Here is a 17215-nt window from a genome sequence, read left to right as displayed (position 1 = left end):
TAACCACTAACAACCATAAAACAAATTCATCGCGCAGATTCGTTTGAAACAAACTTTTCTTGCGGTCAGAATGATGAAAAACATCAATTTGTAGTAGTCCGTACGGGAATCGAACCCGTGTTTTATCCGTGAAAGGGATACGTCCTAACCCCTAGACGAACGGACCATAAATAGAAAAAAGGTTAATTGATTAGTAGTCCGTACGGGAATCGAACCCGTGTTTTATCCGTGAAAGGGATACGTCCTAACCCCTAGACGAACGGACCATTTTAGAATCGAATTAACCTCTTTTCCGTAAGGTGATGCAAATATAGAGGGTTAAATTCACAATGCAAAACCTCACCAAAAAATATTTGGTAATGGATGCCAAAACCTTGAATATTAGCGAAAAAAATTTCAACACCCTTTTAAAGGTTCTTGGTTTGTAGGGTGATTTTGGGAATTATTCAGCATAATCGGTTTTAGACCGTTATTGGTTGATTAAGTTAAATAGTTATTGATTTAATAGATGGCAGCTTATTTTTTGTTTAAACTTATAAACTCTTTACCATTTTCACTTATTTATTTATCGGGTAATTAAGTTGCTAAAATTTGCACCTCTTTATAAGAGTTGCGGATTTGGTGATTGGGAAATATGTGTATCCGCTTTATTGCACGTAGCCAAACAATAGATTGTCGGATGAACGATTTGTGTGTTCTGTTGACTGTTGACAGTTGTCAAGTGACGAGATCCGCAATGACATAAAACCTCTTCTTAGCCAACGTGCAACATTGCGGATACTCATATTGGGAAATCATGTTTTGTTGGACATGGTACTCCATACTTGGCACTTCGAACATATTTACCATTTTAAAAAAGAAAAATCCATTGCTTTATGCTTTTGTAGTTAATAAACGACTGGTTTATTAACTTCGCATTTTAAAATCAAATACCTGAAATGATTAAAAAGAGAGTTGCTGTAAATGGTTGCGGTCGGATTGGTAGGCTTACCATCAAATTACTACTGGAACAAGAAGATATTGAGTTGGTTGCTGTAAATGACTTGACAGACCCTACTACCCTAGCCCATTTGTTGCAATACGATTCGATTCATGGCAAATACCATCACAATGTAGAAGAGGTAAATGGTGATTTATTGATTAACGGAAAACTGATTAAAATTTTTGCAGAGAAAGATCCATCTCAGATCCCTTGGAAAGAAATGAATGTGGATATTGTATTGGAATCTACTGGTAAATTTACCGACAAAGAAGGTGCGTCAGCACACCTTGCTGCTGGAGCAAAGAAAGTCATCATCACAGCACCTTCAAAAAGTAAGGAGATTCCAACAATTGTGCTAGGAGTAAATGATGATATATTAACAGGTGAAGAAAAAATAATCTCAAATGCTTCCTGTACCACAAATTGCTTGGCTCCCATGGTGAAAATTCTACATGAGCATTTTGGGATTGACAAAGGATATGTATCTACGGTACATTCCTATACCAATGATCAGAATCTACATGATGCACCACATAGAGATCTGAGACGAGCAAGAGCTGCAGCATACTCAATTATCCCTACCACTACGCATGCTGCTTTGGCTATGGAAATTGTTTTGCCTGAGGTAAAAGGAAAAATAGAAGCATCAGCTATGCGTGTTCCTGTTCCAGACGGCTCGCTGACAGATTTGATTGTGATTTTGGAAAAAGAAACTTCGGCCGAAGAAATCAATGCTGTTTTTGAAAAAGAATCAAAGGGAAGAATGAAAGGGATAGTGGAATACACAAAGGATCCGATTGTTTCTATTGACATTATAGGAAATCCACATTCCTGTATTTTTGACTCAGGTTTAACCTCAGCCAAAGGTAATTTGGTAAAAATAGTTGGATGGTATGATAATGAATCAGGCTATGCCAATCGACTTGTTGATTTGGTATTGAAAGTAAACCTGATTAAATGAAATAATGAAAGCGAAAATATTTGATGTATGCACTTCTATCTATTTCTTGTTAGAATAGGTTTTCAATAGTCCATTATTTGTTCAATTCTTCAGATACAAAATCGAACACTTCCTGCCAAGTATCTAGAAAATCATCTAGATGAAGCAAAAAATCTTCTTTGAAGCCTTTTTCTTCTATTATTTCTTTGCCATTTTGAATCGATAATCTCAATCTTTCTAACTCAAACAGCATCAAAGTCGGCTTTACTTTGTGCCTTATAAGATGAATCGTTTCAGTACTTTCATTCTGTGCGCCTTCAAGGTATTTTTCTTTTAACTCTATCAGTGAAGTGTGAATAGCCAATATCAGTTCAGCCCTGAACTCAGCATCTCCATCTGCCATTTCTTCTATTCTTTCCAAATTTATTGGAGGGATTTTATACATCACTTTTTGTTTTAATGGAGTTTATTCCTGCTAAATAACCTGTCGACCAAGCTGCTTGAAAATTGAATCCGCCTGTAATTCCATCAATATCGAGAACTTCACCAGCGAAAAACAAACCTGGAAACAAGTTGCTTTCCATGGTTTCTGGATTTACTTCTTCTAATTTCACACCTCCAGCTGTTACAAATTCTTCTTTGAAGGTCGTTTTTCCTTCAATGGATACAATATAACAAAAAAGATTTTGTATTAATTTATTAAGGTTCTTTTTTGAAATTTCATGCCAAAGTAATAGAGGATCAATTTCCGACTTTTCCACAAGATGCTCCCATAATCTACCTGGTAAGCCAAAAAGAGGGTTTGATTTGATCTTCTTTTTTGGATGCTCAGATTTATATTTGCCAATATTAATTTGCAAATCGTGCTCTGTCCAGAGTGTATTCCATCTTATGTGAGCTTTGGCATTGTATTTTTGGTCATAGAGCCAAGGTGCTCCGAAAGCTGATAGCTTTAGCACTGCAGGACCGCTCAAGCCCCAGTGCGTGATAAGCAATGGCCCTTGATAGGCGAGTTTTGTTCCTTCTAATTTAATATGAGAATCTGGTAAGGATATTCCCATTAGTTCGCGAATCGATTCGTAGGGAGTGTTGAAAGTGAAAAGTGATGGAATTGGATCGGAGACCTTATGACCTAGATCATGAATAAACTTAAAGCCAGTTAATTTTGGTGAGCCTCCTATGCAAATGATTAGCCTATCAAAAATCTCCCTGTTTTCCTTCGAGTAAACAGTAAATTGATTGTTTGAATATTCGATTTTGTCTATCGAAAAGTTATATCGGACATATACTCCATTTTGATTTGCTTCGTTGACTAAAGCTTGTATAATTGATTCTGAATCATCTGAAACTGGAAACATTCTTCCATCAGCTTCACGTTTGAGTTTTACTCCTCTTGATTCGAACCAATTTACGGTATCTCCAACGGCAAAGTGCTTGAATGTTTTTTTAAGAAATTTTTCGCCCCTAGGATAGTTTTTTACAAGCTTTGCAATTTCAAAAGCAGCATGTGTCACATTACATCTTCCACCACCAGAGACTTTTACTTTTGCCAAGGATTTGGATGTTTTTTCGAAAATTGTAACACTTGTGTTTTTGGTAGCTGCATTAATGGCAGCAAAATAACCCGCAGCCCCTGCTCCTATGACTCCTATCTTTAGCATTTAATTTTTCAATTATTATGCAAAGATTAAGTATTTTTGCTAGAAATGGAATCATTTTTTTAATTGACAAATTTAGGTCAAGTTTAAATCCACTTTGGATCCCGTCCGGACAGCTTCGTAAATGGCATCTAGGATAATTATATCCTTCAGCCCTTCTTTGCCATCAACGGGAATTATTGGGACCTTATTGTCAAATATAATTTTAGCCATTTCATCCATTTGGGTAGTTTGGTGCGTTGTATGAGGCATGTCTAGCCTGCCTTTGTGTGTAGCACTCCGAATAGGACCATAACCAGTCGATGGCTGCATCTCTGCAAAACCCTTTGACCCATTAAGGAAAAACTTATCCAAATTATTCATATTGTAGGTGGACAAACAAGAAGCAACCACCCCACTTTCGAAGCCTAGCTGAAATGTGATGGTTTCATCGACGCCTTCCCGAAATTTTGAAGCGTCAGTTTTGGTTTCTTGAGCCGTCACCCAGATAGGTTCCTCACCCACCATATACCTTGTTCCATTTACCGCATATATTCCAATATCCATCAAAGCACCACCACCAGCCAACTTTGGATCAAGCCTCCATTGATTGGGGTCGCCTATTTTAAATCCACTCAATCCTTGAAAGAATTTAATGTCTCCAAATTCTCCTGCATTTCTCATTTTAACTATTTCCAACGTATTGGCCTCAAAATGCATTCTATATCCTATCAATAGCTTGACGCCAGCTTTTTCACATGCCTCAACCATTTCCCTTCCTTCCTTTGCATTTATTGCCATTGGTTTTTCACAGATCACATGTTTTCCAGCAGCTGCGACACGAAGACATTGATTGTGATGCTGTGCGTTTGGAGTGATTATATATACCGCATCGATATCTTTATTGTCCTTTATAGCGTCAAAATTTTCGTAGTTATAACAATTCTTATCTGGGATGTCAAATCGTTTTTGCCATTCAGGAATTTTTGAAGGAGTTCCGCTAATCACACCCACAACTTTAGCTCGCTTCGAGTCTTTCATTGCATCTGCCACCCTATTTGCATAGCTTCCCAATCCCATCAGGGCTACACGCAGTGTTTTATCATTTTGGGAGTTATCTGGATTGAAAAGTAAAGATTCAGGGGTAAAGCCAAATGCAATAGGGATAACGCCTGCACTAATATGTTGTAGAAACTTACGTCTTGATTTCATGGACTATTATTTAAAATTAAAACTTACGATGTTTTTATATTTTTTTTGAAATTTACAATTAAGGTATTGAACATCAGTGATTTTATGATTCAATAAGCAATAGCTTACAAAGAAAAGGAGATGATTTAAATATATCTTTCAGGACTTAGATCTATTAATTTAAAAAATTATTCTATTCTCACCTAAATCATTTTGGATATTTTGATAAAATGGTTATCCGCAACTTTGCCAGTAAAAAAATTAATAAGGCAAGATCAAATCGTTAATAGTCGGCTGTCAACAGTCAAATGATTTGATAGATCTTCTTCTAGGCATATTTAAAATGGTTAGTGGCAAGAAAGCGTATATACATATTTAATAATATCTTATAAATAGAATGATGATAAATATTGCTTTTTCCTATTTTACTTCAAATATCAGAAACTATATCATGCTTACTTATAAAATTGCTATAGAATTTAGGTAGATATTTAGTTTTTATAATCTAAATATTGATTAATGAATCAAACCTGATTAATTTGTGAGTTCAATAGTCAAATTAAACCCATGATATTAAATCCAATTCAATTTAGTCAAAAGCTTATTTTTCTGATTTCTTTAATGTTTTGTTTCAATTCAGCAAATGCACAAGTTCAACCAAGTTTGGGTGGATCATCCAGATTGATGAATAATGCAATGAAAGAAATGGAAAATGGTAATTATGAAAAAGCCAACATATTTTTTAGGCAGATTATTGATTCCAACCTACCTATTCCTCCTGAAATGCCCTATTACTTTGCGGAAACGCTTTATGAGTTAAAGCAATATGATAATAGTGCCAACTTCCTAAATAAATACTTGGAGTTGAATGGCTTCAAAGGAGATAATTATGAAAGGGCAAAAGCTTTGGAAGAATTATTGAATATACCATTGAATGCAATCAAGGCCTGTGAATTGTGTGATAGAAGAGGATATAGATTTCAAGAGTGCTTTACTTGTGAAGGTTCAAAGCATTTGGAACAAGATTGTGGATATTGTAAGGCAAAAGGGATAGTTGGTTGTAGTAAATGCGTAGGATCGGGCTTAATAACCAAAAGGAATGTATTCAATATCATAGAGTATTTTGAATGTGAAAGGTGCTCTGGGCAAGGAAGGTTGACATGTCCTACCTGTGAAGGGAGTAAATTGGAAACCAGTGCTTGCAGAACCTGTCAAGGAAGTGGTCGTTTGCAATCCGATAAAGTCTGCGATCATAAAGATGAGAATCCTAGACATCTTTCATTTTTGTTCAATAGGATGAAAAGTCATCATTGAATATTTGAGCAAAAAAAAGAGGAGCTATTGAGCTCCTCTTTTTTGTTTGTGATATTATGACAAATTATTTACAGTACTTTTCGATTGCATCTGAAGCCTGAACATAATCTAACTTTAATGCTAGATTCAAGTCTTCACAGCCTGACTTTTTCTTATCTGTAGCCAATTTTAGCAAGCCTCTGTTGTAATACGCCTGACCAAAATCTTTATCCATCTTGATAGCTGCATTGTACTCCTTTAATGCTTCTTCCGTGTTTCCCAATTGATGCAAAGCTCTAGCTTTCATAAAATATGCCATTGCAGGTGCTCCAGAAATTTCTACTGCACGGTCAGCATATAATAAAGCTGAACTATGATTTTTCTGCTTTTGGAAATGGTTAGATAAGCTGAGCATCACTTGGACATTGTTCGCATCATACTCCAAAGCAGTAATAAAATCTTTTTCCGCTAATTCTGTATTTCCAAGTTCTTCATGTGAGCGCCCTCTATTGTAAATGGCTTTCACATTTTTGGGATTGGTAGAAAGAAATTTGTCATATGCTTTGATAGCTTCTTCATATTCTCCAGATGCATACAAATCATCGCCATCATTGGAGGCACTCCCGCATGCAAATAGGGTAATTAATAATAATAGGCTTGAGTAAAATCGAATTTGAGTACGCATAATCTTTTTTGAAAATAGTATTTAAACCGCTACGTTGTTTTCACGCAAGGCGTCATTTAATGAAGTCTTCAAATCTGTAGAAGCTTTTCTCTGACCAATGATCAAAGCACAAGGAACTTGAAAATCTCCAGCAGGGAATTTTTTTGTCAATGATCCTGGAATGACTACTGATCTTGGTGGTACATAACCTTTGTATTCTACAGGCTCTGCCCCAGTCACGTCAATGATTTTTGAGCTGGCTGTAAGGGTAACTCCTGCTCCTACTACTGCCTCTTTACCAATCCTGACTCCTTCTACTATGATCGCTCGGGAACCAATAAAAGCACCATCTTCGATAATAACAGGTGCTGCCTGAACCGGTTCCAAAACACCACCAATACCAACACCACCACTTAAATGTACATTTTTGCCGATTTGAGCGCATGAACCAACAGTAGCCCAAGTATCAACCATCGTGCCACTGTCAACAAATGCACCAATATTGACATAAGAAGGCATCATCACCACACCAGAAGCTAGGTAAGCACCATATCTTGCAACTGCATGTGGTACTACACGAACACCTTGCTTGGCATAGTTGGTCTTTAAAGCCATTTTATCATGGAATTCAAATGGACCAACTTCTATTGTCTGCATTTTTTGAATAGGGAAATATAGAATGACGGCCTTTTTGATCCAGTCATTGACTTTCCAAGATCCATCTTCAAGTGGTTCGGCAACTCTCAGTTTTCCAACATCCAAATCTGAAATAACAGATTTGATTGCTATTTCCACATCTTTTTCTTTCAACAGCTCCCTGTTGTCCCATGCATTTTCGATGATTGTCTGTAAATCCATATTTTTTATTAGTTTCGCTTTAATTTAATTTTTGTGATGAATAAGCCAAAGATTGCCATTGCTTCTATCCTAAAACCACTCCATGATGCACGTAGTTTTTACCGCCTTGGCCTTTCATTGCGTGAAACAAATAAATACCACCTTAACATCATAGGATTTTCATTAAAAAATGTCCCTAGCGAAGAAGATATAGACTTTTTTACGCTTTTTGACAGTAATAGAGACAATCCAAGAAGGCTTTTTGTTTCAATTAATTTTATATCAATCCTTAAAAAGATCAAACCAGAGGTTTTAATCATCACTACTTATGAACTTTTGCCGGCAGCTGTTTTGATGAAATTTTTTTTGAAATACCGACTCGTTTATGATGTTCAGGAAAACTATGAACTCAATATTAAAGAAAACAAAACGATCTCAGGATGGAAGAAATGGTTGGCTATTTCTTGGGTTAGAACAGTTCAAAATATAAGCAAACCGTTTATTGATAAATGTATTTTTGCTGAGGCTTGTTATCAAGAAGAAATGCCAACAATTAAAAACTTTGTCGTTCTTGAGAACAAGTTTTTTGGAAAAATCAAGAAGATACAAACTGTCAAATTTGACACCGATCAACCATTGGAATTCCTGATTTCAGGTACACTAACAAAGGTGTATGGGATTGTAGATGCCATGCTTTGGTTTGGGGAACTTGTCAAAAATAAACCAACTTACAAACTCAAAATTATTGGCCACGTCACTATTGCTGAATATGGAAAAAGGATCGAAGAAATCGCTTCTAAAATCCCGCAAATCAGATTGGAAATTTCTCCATCTCCGATCGATTATAAAGAGATATTGAGATCCTATAATGAATGCGATATAGTGTTGCTGCCATATCATCAGCTGCCAAGTATCCATCCAAAAATCCCGAGTAAATTGTATGAATCTTTGGCTATGGGTAAACCATTTATTTTTTCACCAAATATGAATTGGGAAAGGATTACAAATAGATATGGAGCAGGCTTATCCGTTAATTTTTTTGAACCTGAGTATGCTAAAGTGGAAATAGAAAAAATACTAAAAAAGGAGTTTTATACTCACGGAATGGATAAGTTTCCTTATTGGAAAAGTAAGGAAGAAGAGAAGTTAAAGGAATTACTAACCTATTTATTGAAAGACTGATTGAAATAAAACCATTTCTATCGGTTGTGTATATTTAAAAAGGCCCCCTGAAAGAATTAATGCTTTCAAGTCAGGGATTATTCTTTTGCAATCAAAAATTAAGTGCAAGTCCAAAGCCATTTTTTTGTACTCCAATTGCCAATTCAACCGGTGTTTTCATTGATCCATAAGGCATGTTTGCATTAAATACTTCAGTAGCAAGCTGGGCTTTTTTACTGAAAGAATTTTGGAATAAAAGATCAAGTCCAATCAAGCCAGCACCTGCGCCTATCCAACCCCATTCAATTGGAGCACCTGCTATTGCACCACCGATTCCCCATCCGATTGCAAAGGAACCAGAGTAACCCATAATATCCCCTACCACTTTGTTGGTTCTAGCTTTTCTGACAAGCTCATTAGCTTCTTCATTTACTTGGGTAATTCGTATGGCATCAGCCATTTTGATACGCATTCCATTTTGGAAAAATTCACCGTTTCCAAAGCTAAGCAACCCTTCAGTATAACCTGCGGTTTGTTGTGCCTGAACACTAAAAGCAAAAACTAGTGTAAAGAGTAAAAGGAGTATTTTTTTCATATTTTTTCCATAAAAATAAACCAAAAAACTAAATTATCAATAGCAGAGAAAATTCAATTTTAAGAAGTGTCAAAAGCTTATCCACAAGCATCAAAAAACTTATCCACTTTCACCCCATTTTGGAAACTAATCATTGAAAAGAGAAAACTCTATTGATTTTGATGATTTTGGATTTTCGAGCATTTTTTAATTTACTTAAAAACCTATAAATCAATCTTTAATGTATTTTTAAAGTCTGTACTAAATATTTATTTAGATATACCTAAATCACTAAACACATTTGAAATTGACTTATCCACACGAGTTTTAGGTTAGGATAAATTATTTTTTAGTGTCAACTAAAAGTCTATATTTGCGTTTTAAACAGAAAAGTCGAATGATAAAATTGACACACGCAGAGGAGAATTATTTGAAGGCAATCTATCAGCTGTCAGAGGCCGGAAAGAAAGGTGTATCGACAAATGATATCTCAGCTGAAATGAAAACCAAGCCAGCTTCCGTGAGTGATATGCTTCGGAAGCTGGGGGAAAAAGAAGTGATAGAATACCGAAAATATTATGGGGTTCATATTACAGAAGAGGGCAAAAAATTTGCTTTGAGAACCATCCGAAAGCAAAGATTATGGGAAGTGTTTTTGGTAGAAAAATTACGCTTTGCATGGGATGAAGTAGCAGAGGTAGCAGATGAATTAGAGCATGTACAATCGACCATTTTGATTCAGCGATTGGACGAGTATTTGGGGTTTCCAAAGTTTGATCCTCATGGCGATCCTATCCCCGATGAGTATGGAGATGTCCGCTCCCGCCCTCGCCTACCGATCAATGAAATCGACATCAATGGCACAGGTCAGATCGTGGCTGTTAAAGATAGTAGTGCTGCATTTTTGAGATACTTGGACAAGGTTGGAGCATATATAGGAGCAAGGATAAAAGTGTTGGAAAAAGTAGAATTTGATGGTTCCATAGAAATCCTTGTTGACAACAAAAAAACCATCTTTATGTCCAAGGATGTCGCAGCAAATATTTTGGTAATGGTGTAGTATTTTAAATTTAGATTTTAAATTGGGAAATATATGGGGTGATTAGGAATTGGAAGATTGGAAGAATACAAGATTAGGGAAAACTTGAGCTTAATCTTTAATTAAATCATGACCTAATAAAGTTGAGCATATACTTCGTTCGTATCTAATACATGATACTTTGTACATTGAAGTATGAACTTACTGCAATAGGTATGGGTTTTGAAGGGTGATTGGATGGAATTTTATAAATTTGAATTATGAAAAGATATAGTGCACTCTTATTCCTTGGACTTATATTGTCCATCTCTACTTATGCCCAAGAAAAAATCAATTGGCTGACTTTTGATGAAGCTTCTAAAGCAACGCAAGAAAGCCCCAAAATGATCTTGGTGGATGTTTATACCGATTGGTGTGGTTGGTGTAAAAAGATGGATAAAGAAACTTTCACCGATGAAAAGGTAATTGCCTATGTGAATGAAAATTTTTATGCAGTGAAATTGCATGCTGAAAGGGATGACCAAAAATTCACTTTCAAAGGCAAGGAATATTCCGAAGCAAGTATGGCAAAGACAATGCGGGTCACCTCCTACCCTAACTTTGTGATAATGGACGCAACGATGGAAAACATTACCCAATTGCCAGGCTACAGACAGCCTGCACCATTTATCGAAGGTTTGGAAGGAATAGTGAAGCGTTTTACGAAATAAGCATGTTCAGTTTACACGAAAAAGAAGATACCATTGTCGCTTTGGCTACACCTCAGGGAGTTGGAGCCATCGCAGTCATAAGATTATCTGGCAAGGATGCAATTAAAATTTGTAATCAAGTCTTCAAAGGAAAAAATCTTGAAAAACAAGAATCCCACACCATTCATTTTGGAACAATTAGAGACGGGGAAAAGATAATCGATGAGGTTTTGGTATCTCTTTTTGTAGCTCCCAAATCATTTACAAAGGAAAATGCAGTGGAAATTTCCACTCACGGTTCATCCTATATAGTAAATCAAGTAATCAAACTGTTGGTTAGAAAAGGCGCGAGACCAGCCAAACCAGGAGAATTCACCCAAAGAGCTTTCTTAAATGGTCAATTTGATTTGGCACAGGCAGAAGCTGTTGCAGATTTGATACATGCAGATTCAGAAACTTCCCATCAAGCAGCGCTTAACCAAATGCGAGGTGGTTTTAGTGGAGAAATCTCAAAGCTGAGAGCCGAATTGATCCACTTTGCTTCCATGATAGAGTTAGAATTGGACTTCACCGAAGAGGATGTAGAATTTGCCAGTAGAGATGATTTAAGAATTCTAGTTGAAAAATTGCTTCGCGTTGTGGAGCAGTTGATCGGGAGTTTTGACTTGGGAAATGTCATCAAAAACGGTGTGCCAACAGTCATAGCTGGGAAACCAAATGCAGGAAAATCTACCCTTCTCAATGCCTTACTCAATGAAGAAAAAGCTATAGTATCGGATATCGCTGGTACCACCCGTGATTTTATCGAAGATGAAATCAATATTGGCGGGGTGATATTTAGATTCATAGATACTGCTGGTCTAAGAGAAACTACTGACGTGATCGAATCGATTGGTGTCAGCAGAACGCAGGAGAAAATGAAGACCGCTTCATTGATTCTTTATCTTTTTGATTTGGGAGATACGGATATGATTGAGATCAATAGAGATATCAACAAGCTCGAAAATCTAAGTGTTCCTTTTGTTAAAGTAGCCAATAAGATTGATAAGGGTAATCCACAATTTATCAGTGAATTAAAGAAAAATCATCCTGATACTATTTTTATATCTGCAGGGCAGAAAGAAAATTTGGATGCCTTGAAAAATAGAGTTTTGGAATTAGTCAATATGGATAAATTCCGTACTGGCAACACCATCGTTACAAACATCAGGCATTATGATTCTTTGGTGAAAACACGCCAATCTTTACTTGATGTATTAGAAGGCCTAGACAATGAAATCACCAATGACTTTCTGGCGATGGACATCCGAAGATCCCTACACTATCTCGGTGAAATCACAGGCGAAATCACAACCGATGACCTTTTAGATAATATATTCAGTAAGTTTTGTATCGGGAAGTAAAAATCTTTGAATGCGAAGTGTCATGCTTGAAAGTTTTCAAGTTTAAAAACTCTTCCATTATTTAGCGCTGTTAAGGGTTTTTGTTGTGGTAGATTAATATGCTTTTAATGTTTGATTGATTGAAAGTAGAATCGTATGGAAAGATAAAGTGTAGCAGCTTAATGACTTTAAACTGTTTTTAGGAGGTGGCTTAAAATTTAATTCGGATAAAATTCAATTCATCATCCAAATTTAAGTATAACCAAATTGCTCCCTCCCTGATAAAATACTTTGGGATTCCAGTTTTTTTTAGCTCAGGAATTTCTGAATCTAGGATATGATTGAAGTTTTTATCAAATATTGAAATATAAAGTGTGCTACTTTCAATTTCAGGAAGCAAATAACCTTCACGCTCTTTTTCTCCATATATTATAGAGGCAGACAGTCTCACATGATGTCTATTTTTATTGTTATATGCAAATGGACCATATGCGATTTGACTCCGATAGCTTTTTAGTGCATTTTTTCGATCCTTAGTTGAGTTAATCAAATCTCCCTCAGTTGTGGGTTTTACTTTTGATTCAAAGAGTGAGGATTGGTATGATATTGAAACCAAAGAGTCTTTGGCTGGATACAAAACATAAAAATCATTCGCAAACTCGTGGGAGACAATGATATGATCCTGAGTACTTTTAATATATAAATATGGATCCCAATTGTTATAATTGGTTAAATCTCCTAAAGTATAGGTCTTGTAGTTTTCATTCGGGTCAATATTGTAGGATTGAATGAAATCATCTGAGGTCTTAAGTTGTCTAAGAGAAACTGAATTAGTTTGGTCATTCACAACAATAGCAAAAACCTGCTTTGGAAAGTTGGGGTTCACCACTTGATAATGAACTCTTTCTTCATCCAATATTCCACCTTTCTCTTTATCAATATCAGACCAATTGAATATTTGCTGCAACTTGCCTCCAAGCGTGTATATTCCTGAACGTTCTCCTCCAAAAAAAAGCCGCTGATCGGATGCACTCTTGAGGTCAGAAGTCCAAAATCCTGTACCATTGGGCCCCTCTCGTTCGAAAGGAATCATTTTTTCGATAGCTAAGCTGTTGAGGTTGATTTGTTCGACATGGTTGGTTTTATCGTTTAGATTATAGAGCATGCCGTCTTGTTCAGAATAATCTGATGTGTACAAATCTCGTTGTAAAAACAAAATTTCATCCTTGGAGTCGATGGAAACTGTATCTATGGAATATCTAATGGTTGTTTGATCCTCCTTCGCAGCTTCATTTCCGCAAGAAGAGAGAAAAATTAATCCCGCAGAAAATACACTTGAATAAACTAAACAATTATTCTTTAATGAATGCATATTTCAAAAATAAGTAATTTGGTAAGTGAATTCTGTAGGGTTAACTAAATTTAACATATTTGCGAGTATTTGCCATTTTAAGATCATACTTGTTAGTATAGAAACCCTGTTGAGGCTGGACAAATTTCAAAAAGTAGGTTTCTTACTGGCTATTTATCAATACAAACATATACAAGGACTCATTTCGGAAGCAGAAAAATTTAACTACTCCTTTATTGTAGAAACTTTTTTTTTGCAAACATACCTTTTAATAGGTGTTTTTTATTTGATTTTAAATCCCTATGTTTAAAGCGACATATAGTTGTAGACTGACAAACAGCTTAAAATTCAAAACTATTTAATTCAAATAAATGGAATCTACTTTTAAAAAATGCCCTTATTGTGCAGAAGAAATTTACAGTGAAGCAATTAAGTGTAAGCATTGCGGAGAGATCCTTGACAATCAGGTCAGAGCAGCTCGCCAACAAAATACTCAATTTATCATGCCTCAAAATTATGGAAGGAGATGGAGTCCTGGAATAGCTGCATTATTAAGTTTCATTATTCCAGGAGCTGGTCAAATGTATAAAGGTGATGTTGGCACTGGAATAGCGTGGTTTTTATTCGTGGTATTAGGCTATTTTCTTTTTATTGTACCTGGTTTAATACTTCATTTGATATGTATCATTTCAGCTGCATCAGGAGATCCTTTTAAAATTTAGATAGTACCAATTTTAAATTTTATTTTACTTAAAAATGGATTTTTTTTAATTCAAGTACCTTTGTTCAAAACACCAAGATCAGGAATTGAAACATTGCAGTATGGAATTATGGAGAATCATTTTCTATTTTCCTTGAAATGAATCCAAAATAGTTTTATGTTCCCGAGAAAGCTTAATTATTGGTCAAAAGAATTGGTCTCAGCTTTACCCAAAACCTCAATTAATCTTTTGTTGAAAGCTGGCAGGTCTTCGGGCGTTCTGGAAGTGATTAGGCCTTGATCTTCAACGACTTCTTGGTCAACCCATTTGGCACCTGCATTGATTAAATCCAATTTAATTGAATGAAAAGATGTTAACTTTCTGTTCTCAACAACCTCCGCATTGATCAACAACTGTGGCCCATGACAGATTGCTGCTACAGTTTTCTTCTCGTCAAAAAAGGATTTAATGAAATTGATTGCTTTTTCATTAGCCCTCAATTTATCAGGATTTAGCGTACCACCTGGAAGAACTAAAGCATCATAATCCATAGCAGATACATCATCTATAGATTTATCAACCTCAAAGCTATCAGCCCAATTCCCGTCTTTCCATCCTTTGATTTTTCCTGGTTTTGGAGCTACAATGTCAACTTTCACTCCTAATTTCTTCAAGTTTTCTAGTGGACTTGAAAGCTCAGATTGCTCAAACCCATCTGTAGCTAATATTGCGACTTTTTTGTTTTTCAAATTTTCCATTTCTCTTCAAATTTATTTTTTTGAAATAATGATTTTATCTTTCAATTCACGAACTGCATCGATAGGTACTAATAAAATACTGTTTTCAATAGAATTACAAGATCATTTGACTCTGTCCCATGTACAATTTTCTGACAATCACCTCAAAGCAATAGCTTTTTCAATAATCATGGGACGGATATTTTTCAGCATTTTCCTAGAAGGATAGAACACCTCCGACCTATTGGTTTTTTCTTCAGTTTCGAAATTACTACCTACCCTTCCCAAAGCGAAAATGTTAATTGGATTGTAGTTTTTTTGGTCAATAAACTCCTCTTCGAACATACTCTCAGAAAAGCCTGCCATCTGATGGATGAAAACTCCCATATCTGTTGCTACTTCTGAGGCTTTAGCCATAAAAGCACCTGTATCATAAAAATTTTGGTTTCTCTCGGTTAGAGTAGTTTCAGGACTTTTTTTATAAAGTGCTATCCCAAGATATGGTGCTTTGCTAGCCCATTTGCGATTGAATCCATCCATGCAGTGAAGCAACTTCTGATAGCTTTCACCACCTTTTTTTACCAATAAAAATGTCCATGGGTTTTTTCCAAACCTGTTGGCAATTTGTCTACCTGCTTTAAAAATAGTATCTATTTCATTTTTGGTAATATCCTGTGGATTTTGGATCCGTGGAATCCATCGCTCCATCATCAATTCATTTACAGTTGTAGTTTCCATGATTATATCTTTTATGTTGAATTAAAAAATCTTACTCTAGCCTTGTTATTCAAAGGTATAAAGAAATCTAAGTAGCGACATTACACTATTTTAAAGTAGTTTTATATAATTTTAGGTAATTTGATTATTAGATGTTATAAAATGTAATTAATTGGTGATATACAAAAGATTCAAAATTTTTGAAAGAATGGATGAACTTGCTAGTTACAAACAGCAAATAGTTCAATGAAGCAGAAGTTTTTGTATTGAATTTCGATTTATAATCCCAAGAACTTGGTAAATATTGTCACAAAAATTTAAACATTAGCTCATTACGATTTCAATGATGACTAGCTCATGTTTTTCTAATTTTCCTCGGATAATTCAAAAATCACTTTCTAAAGAGGCTGAGTGAAAAATACTCCTTACTATCCAAAAAGTGTTTGTCCCATTCAAACCCTGTTTCTTTCCCAATTGAATCTAGTTCCTTTAAGCTATACTTCCTGGAAATTTCTGTACGGATGGTTTCATACTTATCGAATTTGAAGACTTGGTCTCCAATTTTTACATGCTGATTTTTTTCACTGAATAAGAAACTTAGTGCTTCACCATTGATGGGATTGTATGTTCCATAATGGCCAAACGAATCAATATCAAAATCACCCTTCAATTCTCGATTGATCCTTTCCAGCAAGTTAAGATTGAAGCGTCTTGTGACTCCTTTACTATCATTGTAGGCTTTGCGTATAGTATGTGGATTCTTTTTAAGGTCCACTCCCATCAAAAAAAAATCACCTACTTTCATTATGTCATTGACAAAACGCATAAATTCCTTGGCTTCATTTATTGTATAGTTGCCAATATTACTACCCATAAACAAAATTAGCTTTGGATTCTCTCTTTTTGCCAATTGACTAGAAGTCAAAGAATAGTCTCCGGGAATCGTAATAATTTCTAAATCTGGTATTTGATTAAGGATTAATTTTTTGTTTACTTCCAAAATTTCAGGTGAAATATCCATGGGAATATATGTTACTGATTTCATTTTTTTATGGAAGCGCTCAAGAAATGAAATCATTTTGGAACCATCTCCAGCTCCCAATTCAATAATATCAATTGAAGCAAAAGAGATTTGTGCCATAATTGATTCAGCTCTGTTATTGAGGATTTCGACTTCACAGGCTGGCAAATAGTATTCTTCCAAACCCATTATTTCCTGAAAAATCTTAGAACCCATTTCATCATAAAAATACATCGAAGGAATAGCTTTTTGCTCTGAACTGAGACCGGCAATCACGTCTTTAAGAAATTTATCCATAA

General features: G+C 35.5%; 17 protein-coding genes and 2 tRNA genes. 7 read left to right on the top strand and 12 right to left on the bottom strand.

Going from position 1 to position 17215, the window contains the following annotated elements:
- Nucleotides 1-94: 94 nt before the first annotated feature.
- Nucleotides 95-166 (bottom strand) — tRNA-Glu (locus MM236_RS14615).
- A gap of 28 nt (nt 167-194) precedes the next feature.
- Nucleotides 195-266: transfer RNA gene (locus MM236_RS14610), tRNA-Glu, on the bottom strand.
- Nucleotides 267-938: 672 nt separating this feature from the next.
- On the opposite strand from MM236_RS14610, the gene gap reads away from it, so the two are divergent.
- Nucleotides 939-1943, top strand: coding sequence for a type I glyceraldehyde-3-phosphate dehydrogenase (gene gap / locus MM236_RS14605; RefSeq protein ID WP_241275733.1), 1005 nt, complete (start codon nt 939-941; stop codon nt 1941-1943).
- A gap of 73 nt (nt 1944-2016) precedes the next feature.
- Here the strand turns inward: gap and MM236_RS14600 are convergent, their stop codons facing one another.
- The 3 genes from MM236_RS14600 to MM236_RS14590 all read right to left on the bottom strand — a co-directional run bounded on the left by MM236_RS14600 (nt 2017) and on the right by MM236_RS14590 (nt 4771).
- A complete protein-coding gene (locus tag MM236_RS14600; RefSeq protein ID WP_241275732.1) occupies nt 2017-2367 on the bottom strand; it encodes a hypothetical protein in 351 nt (116 codons plus the stop codon).
- Complete coding sequence (locus tag MM236_RS14595) at nt 2360-3583, bottom strand: BaiN/RdsA family NAD(P)/FAD-dependent oxidoreductase (protein WP_241275731.1); 1224 nt, start codon at nt 3581-3583, stop codon at nt 2360-2362. The genes MM236_RS14600 and MM236_RS14595 overlap by 8 nt, the downstream gene beginning before the upstream one ends.
- Nucleotides 3584-3655: 72 nt before the next feature.
- Nucleotides 3656-4771, bottom strand: coding sequence for a Gfo/Idh/MocA family protein (locus MM236_RS14590; protein WP_241275730.1), 1116 nt, complete (start codon nt 4769-4771; stop codon nt 3656-3658).
- A gap of 546 nt (nt 4772-5317) precedes the next feature.
- On the opposite strand from MM236_RS14590, the gene MM236_RS14585 reads away from it, so the two are divergent.
- Complete coding sequence (locus MM236_RS14585) at nt 5318-6064, top strand: molecular chaperone DnaJ (protein ID WP_241275729.1); 747 nt, start codon at nt 5318-5320, stop codon at nt 6062-6064.
- 64 nt (nt 6065-6128) lie between these two features.
- Here the strand turns inward: MM236_RS14585 and MM236_RS14580 are convergent, their stop codons facing one another.
- Both MM236_RS14580 and MM236_RS14575 read right to left on the bottom strand, forming a co-directional pair.
- The gene (locus MM236_RS14580) at nt 6129-6728 is read right to left on the bottom strand and encodes a tetratricopeptide repeat protein (protein ID WP_241275728.1); all 600 of its coding nucleotides are present in this window, start codon (nt 6726-6728) and stop codon (nt 6129-6131) included.
- A gap of 21 nt (nt 6729-6749) precedes the next feature.
- Nucleotides 6750-7565 carry a 2,3,4,5-tetrahydropyridine-2,6-dicarboxylate N-succinyltransferase gene (locus tag MM236_RS14575; RefSeq protein WP_241275727.1) on the bottom strand — a complete coding sequence of 272 codons (816 nt, stop codon included), beginning with the start codon at nt 7563-7565 and terminating at the stop codon, nt 6750-6752.
- Between the two features lie 36 nt (nt 7566-7601).
- Here MM236_RS14575 and MM236_RS14570 point away from each other — a divergent pair, with 36 nt between their 5' ends.
- Nucleotides 7602-8726 carry a glycosyltransferase gene (locus MM236_RS14570; RefSeq protein ID WP_241275726.1) on the top strand — a complete coding sequence of 375 codons (1125 nt, stop codon included), beginning with the start codon at nt 7602-7604 and terminating at the stop codon, nt 8724-8726.
- A gap of 91 nt (nt 8727-8817) precedes the next feature.
- On the opposite strand, the gene MM236_RS14565 is transcribed toward MM236_RS14570, so the two are convergent.
- Nucleotides 8818-9300: a hypothetical protein gene (locus MM236_RS14565; RefSeq protein ID WP_241275725.1), complete on the bottom strand. Its 483-nt coding sequence runs from the start codon at nt 9298-9300 to the stop codon at nt 8818-8820.
- Between the two features lie 376 nt (nt 9301-9676).
- Here MM236_RS14565 and MM236_RS14560 point away from each other — a divergent pair, with 376 nt between their 5' ends.
- From MM236_RS14560 to mnmE, 3 genes are all read left to right on the top strand, one after another.
- A complete protein-coding gene (locus MM236_RS14560) occupies nt 9677-10339 on the top strand; it encodes a metal-dependent transcriptional regulator (RefSeq protein WP_241275724.1) in 663 nt (220 codons plus the stop codon).
- Nucleotides 10340-10578: 239 nt separating this feature from the next.
- On the top strand, nt 10579-11028 hold the full coding sequence (locus tag MM236_RS14555; protein WP_241275723.1) for a thioredoxin family protein: 450 nt from the start codon (nt 10579-10581) through the stop codon (nt 11026-11028).
- A gap of 2 nt (nt 11029-11030) precedes the next feature.
- Entirely contained in the window at nt 11031-12410 is a 1380-nt protein-coding gene (mnmE, locus tag MM236_RS14550; protein ID WP_241275722.1) for a tRNA uridine-5-carboxymethylaminomethyl(34) synthesis GTPase MnmE, read from the top strand.
- A 190-nt stretch (nt 12411-12600) separates the two neighbouring features.
- On the opposite strand, the gene MM236_RS14545 is transcribed toward mnmE, so the two are convergent.
- The gene (locus MM236_RS14545; RefSeq protein WP_241275721.1) at nt 12601-13761 is read right to left on the bottom strand and encodes a DUF4221 family protein; all 1161 of its coding nucleotides are present in this window, start codon (nt 13759-13761) and stop codon (nt 12601-12603) included.
- 350 nt (nt 13762-14111) lie between these two features.
- Between MM236_RS14545 and MM236_RS14540 the strand changes: the two genes are divergently transcribed.
- On the top strand, nt 14112-14462 hold the full coding sequence (locus tag MM236_RS14540; RefSeq protein ID WP_241275720.1) for a hypothetical protein: 351 nt from the start codon (nt 14112-14114) through the stop codon (nt 14460-14462).
- A 176-nt stretch (nt 14463-14638) separates the two neighbouring features.
- Here MM236_RS14540 and MM236_RS14535 read toward each other — a convergent pair whose 3' ends face one another.
- The 3 genes from MM236_RS14535 to egtD form a co-directional block, all read right to left on the bottom strand.
- Nucleotides 14639-15199, bottom strand: coding sequence for a type 1 glutamine amidotransferase domain-containing protein (locus MM236_RS14535; RefSeq protein ID WP_241275719.1), 561 nt, complete (start codon nt 15197-15199; stop codon nt 14639-14641).
- A 138-nt stretch (nt 15200-15337) separates the two neighbouring features.
- Nucleotides 15338-15916: a nitroreductase family protein gene (locus MM236_RS14530; RefSeq protein ID WP_241275718.1), complete on the bottom strand. Its 579-nt coding sequence runs from the start codon at nt 15914-15916 to the stop codon at nt 15338-15340.
- Between the two features lie 370 nt (nt 15917-16286).
- A complete protein-coding gene (egtD, locus tag MM236_RS14525) occupies nt 16287-17213 on the bottom strand; it encodes an L-histidine N(alpha)-methyltransferase (protein WP_241275717.1) in 927 nt (308 codons plus the stop codon).
- Nucleotides 17214-17215 lie beyond the last annotated feature (2 nt).

Source organism: Belliella calami, assembly GCF_022549695.1.
Classification (GTDB): Bacteria; Bacteroidota; Bacteroidia; order Cytophagales; family Cyclobacteriaceae; genus Belliella; species Belliella calami.
This window is presented reverse-complemented; position numbering and strand designations above follow the sequence as displayed.